This window comes from Variovorax sp. 01T439_2 (assembly GCF_056398445.1).
In genome coordinates this window covers 1-3,611 of record NZ_JBFTPJ010000624.1, presented here as the reverse complement: position 1 = coordinate 3,611, position 3,611 = coordinate 1, and the positions used below count along the sequence as shown (strand labels likewise).

Annotated in this window: 4 protein-coding genes; 1 reads left to right on the top strand and 3 read right to left on the bottom strand. The window is 68.4% G+C overall.

Features of this window, described 5'->3' with window-relative positions; all coding sequences use genetic code 11:
* Positions 1-624 (top strand): LysR substrate-binding domain-containing protein (locus AC1DOC_RS24600; RefSeq protein ID WP_478130678.1); only part of this gene is annotated, 624 nt, incomplete at its 5' end.
* A gap of 18 nt (positions 625-642) precedes the next feature.
* Here the strand turns inward: AC1DOC_RS24600 and AC1DOC_RS24595 are convergent.
* The 3 genes from AC1DOC_RS24595 to AC1DOC_RS24585 form a co-directional block, all read right to left on the bottom strand.
* Entirely contained in the window at positions 643-1,527 is an 885-nt protein-coding gene (locus AC1DOC_RS24595; RefSeq protein WP_012746927.1) for a DMT family transporter, read from the bottom strand.
* Positions 1,524-2,090, bottom strand: a complete 567-nt coding sequence (gene pgsA / locus AC1DOC_RS24590; protein WP_012746926.1) for a CDP-diacylglycerol--glycerol-3-phosphate 3-phosphatidyltransferase — start codon at positions 2,088-2,090, stop codon at positions 1,524-1,526. The genes AC1DOC_RS24595 and pgsA overlap by 4 nt, the downstream gene beginning before the upstream one ends.
* A 55-nt stretch (positions 2,091-2,145) precedes the next feature.
* A partial coding sequence (locus tag AC1DOC_RS24585) for an excinuclease ABC subunit UvrC (RefSeq protein ID WP_478130677.1) occupies positions 2,146-3,611 on the bottom strand: 1,466 nt, incomplete at its 5' end.

Here is a 3,611-nt window from a genome sequence, read left to right as displayed (position 1 = left end):
GCCCTGGCCAGCTTCCAGGCGCGCCATCCCGGGCTGCAGATCGAGTTGCTGTTGACCGAGCGGCTGCCCGACCTCGGCGCCGAAGGCTATGACGGCGCGCTCTGGCTCTGGGCCGTGCAGCAGCGCCGCGCGGCCGACTGGGTCACGCGCCGCATTGCGCGCAACCAGCGCGTGCTGGCCGCCTCTCCTTCATATATGGAGCGGCGCGGCCTGCCGGCCAACGTCGATGCGCTGGCGGCCCACGACTGCCTGGTCGCGCGCGAGAACGGAGAGGTCAACCAGCACCAGTTCGCGCTGTGGACCCTGCGCCATGCGCGCGACGGCAGCACGGCGCGCGTGCGAGTCCAGGGTCCGCTCACGAGCAATTCGGGCGAGATGGTGCGCGACTGGTGCCTGGCCGGCCACGGCATCATGCTGCGCAGCCTGTGGGACATCGCACCGCAACTGGCTTCCGGTGAACTGGTGCGGGTGCTGCCCCACTACGCCATGCCCGATGCCGACATMCACTGGATCGCGCCCTGGCGCCCCAAGACGCCGCGCCGCGTGCGGCTGCTGCTCGACCACCTGGCCGAACAGTTCCGCGGCGAGCCCTGGAAACCCGGCAAGGCCGGTTCGCCGCGCTGAAGAAAAAGCAAGGGCGGCTCAGCGATCGCTGCGCACCACCAGGCTCACGCCGGCGGCGGTGAGGCCGATGCCCAGCAAGGTCACCAGGGTGATCGGCTCGGCGAACAGCAGCCAGGCCATGACTGCCGTGCACGGCGGCACCAGGTAGAGCAGGCTCGTGACGGCGGTGGCCGTGCCGCGCTGGATCAGCATGTAGAGCAGCGAGCTGCCGCCCAGCGACAGCACCAGCACCGACCAGGCCATGGCGCCGGTCGAATGCGCGTTCCATTCGATGCCCTGCGATTCCATGGCCGCAAAGGGCAGGCACACGATCAATGCGGCTGCCATCTGCACGGCGCTCGCGCTGCGCACGTCGCAGGGGGCGACGAAGCGCTTCTGGTACAGCGTGCCCGCCGTGATCGAAAGGAGCGCCATCACCGCAAGCGCCATGGTCAACGCGCTGACCTCGCTGCCCTGGCCGAACTTGCGCGACACCACGAGCACCAGGCCCGCAAAGCCGAGCACCAGCCCGGCCCATTGGCGCTGCGAAATGCGCCCGCCGTTGAACGACAGCCAGACGGCGGTCAGCACCGGCTGGATGCCGACCAGCAATGCCACCAGCCCCGCACCCATGCCCGCATGCACCGCGGCCCAGACGCCGCCCAGGTAGCCCGCCTGCATCAGGACGCCGGTGACCGCCAGGTGCCCCCACTGCGCGCGGTCCTTCGGCCAGGCGACCCGCGCAAGCCTGACCCAGAGGCAGAAGCACACGAGAGAAAGGGCAAAGCGCACAGCCAGGAACTTGAGCGGCGGCGCATAGGGCATGCCATAGCGCGCAACGATGAAGCCCGTGCTCCAGATCAGCACGAACACCGCCGGCATGGCGCGCAGCCAGCTTGCGCCGCGGGCCGCAGCCACGCTCATTTGGCGCGGGCCCGGATTTCGGGAATGGCCTTCTGCAGGTAATAGACCATCGACCAGATCGTGAGCACGGCCGAGATCCAGATCAGCCACTGGCCCCAGAGGCCGGTGTCGATGATCTTGAAGAGGCGTCCGTCATAGAGCAGGAACGGAATCGCGACCATCTGCACGGTGGTCTTGACCTTGCCGATCATGTGCACCGCCACGCTCTTGCTCGCGCCGATCTGCGCCATCCACTCGCGCAGCGCCGAGATGGCGATCTCGCGGCCGATGATGATCAGCGCCACGAACACGTCGGCGCGGTTCAGGTGCACCAGCACCAGCAGCGAGGCGCAGACCAGGAACTTGTCGGCCACCGGATCGAGGAAGGCGCCGAAGGCCGAGGTCTGGTTGAGCTTGCGCGCCAGGAAGCCGTCGAGCCAGTCGGTGGCCGCGAAGACGATGAACATGACCGTGGCGATCAGGTTGCGCATCGGCTCGGCCATCGGCAGGTAGAACACACCAACGATCAATGGAATCGCGACGATGCGCGTCCAGGTCATGATGGTCGGGAGGGTCCAGAACATGCGGGCGATTGTGTCATGCGCGAGAGGCTGAAGCTGAAGCCGGGGGCAATCGGCCTCAATGCAGCGCGCGATAGATTTCCTCGGCCAGGTCGGTAGCAATGCCTTCGACCGATGCAATGTCCTCGACGCTGGCGGCCGCCACGCCGCGGATTCCGCCAAAGCGCTGCAGCAGGCGCGCCCGGCGCTTCGGTCCGATGCCCGGAATGTCCTCGAGCTGGCTGCCGCCCACGCGCACCTTCGCACGCTTGGCGCGCATGCCGGTGATGGCAAAGCGGTGTGCCTCGTCGCGGATCTGCGCCACCAGCATCAGCGCCGCGGAGTCCTTGCCCAGGTAGACCTTCTCGCGGCCATCGGCAAACACCAGTTCCTCGAGCCCGACCTTGCGCCCCTCGCCCTTTTCGACGCCGACGATGAGCGACAGCGGCAGGCCCAGTTCGCTGAACACCTCGCGCGCCATCGACACCTGGCCCTTGCCTCCGTCGACCAGCACCAGTTCCGGCATGCGCGCGGTCCGGGTCTTGGGCGGCGCACCGCCGCCATCGCTCTCGGCGTCGCCCGGCGGCAGCGCTTCAGTCTCGGCCGCCATGGCCTCGGCCAGCTTGCCATAGCGGCGGTGCAGCACCTGGCGCATCGCGGCGTAGTCGTCGCCGGGCGTGATGCCCTCGATGTTGTAGCGGCGGTATTCGCGGTTCTGCATCGTGTGGTGCTCGAACACCACGCACGAGGCCTGCGTGGCCTCGCCCGCGGTGTGCGAGATGTCGAAGCATTCGATGCGGAAGTTGTCGAGATCGTCGGGCGCGAGCTCCAGCGCATCGGCCAGCGCACGGGTGCGCGCCTGCTGCGAACCTTCTTCCGCCAGCAGCCGGGCCAGTTGCAGGCCGGCGTTGGTCTCGGCCATCTCGAGCCAGTGGCGGCGCTGCTCGCGCGGCTGGAACACCGCCGTCACGCGCGCGCCGGCCTGCTGCGAGATCGCCTCGATCAGCTCGCGGCTCACCAGGTGGCTCAGCACCAGCGTGGCGGGCACGGGCACGTCGATGTAGTGCTGGGCAATGAAGGCCTCGAGCACCTGCACCTCGATCGGATCGGCCGCGGCGGGCGCTGCGCCCTCTTCCGCATCGAGCTCGCCATGGTGGATCTGCGCGGCGTCTTCCACATGCACCGGGAAATAGGCGCGGTCGCCCAGGTGCCGGCCGCCGCGCACCATCGCCAGGTTGACGCAGGCCTTGCCGCCCTGCACCTTGACGGCAAGGATGTCGACGTCCTTGTCCGAAGCGATCTCGATCGACTGCTGGTGCAGCACGCGCGAGATCGCCGACATCTGGTTGCGCAGCTCGGCCGCCTGTTCGAATTCGAGCTTCTCGGCGTGCTCGGTCATGCGCGCCTCGAGCTTGGAGAGCACGAGCTGGGTGTCGCCCCTCAGGAAGGCCTCGGCGCTCGCCACGTCCTGCGCATAGGCCTCGGGCGTGATGTAGCCCACGCAGGGGCCGGTGCAGCGCTTGATCTGGTACAGCAGGCAGGGCC

Excerpts from the sequence above, each read along its gene's own strand:
- pgsA (WP_012746926.1), bottom strand. The coding sequence starts at position 2,090 with ATGTTCTGGACCCTCCCGACCATCATGACCTGGACGCGCATCGTCGCG.
- AC1DOC_RS24595 (WP_012746927.1), bottom strand. The coding sequence starts at position 1,527 with ATGAGCGTGGCTGCGGCCCGCGGCGCAAGCTGGCTGCGCGCCATGCCG.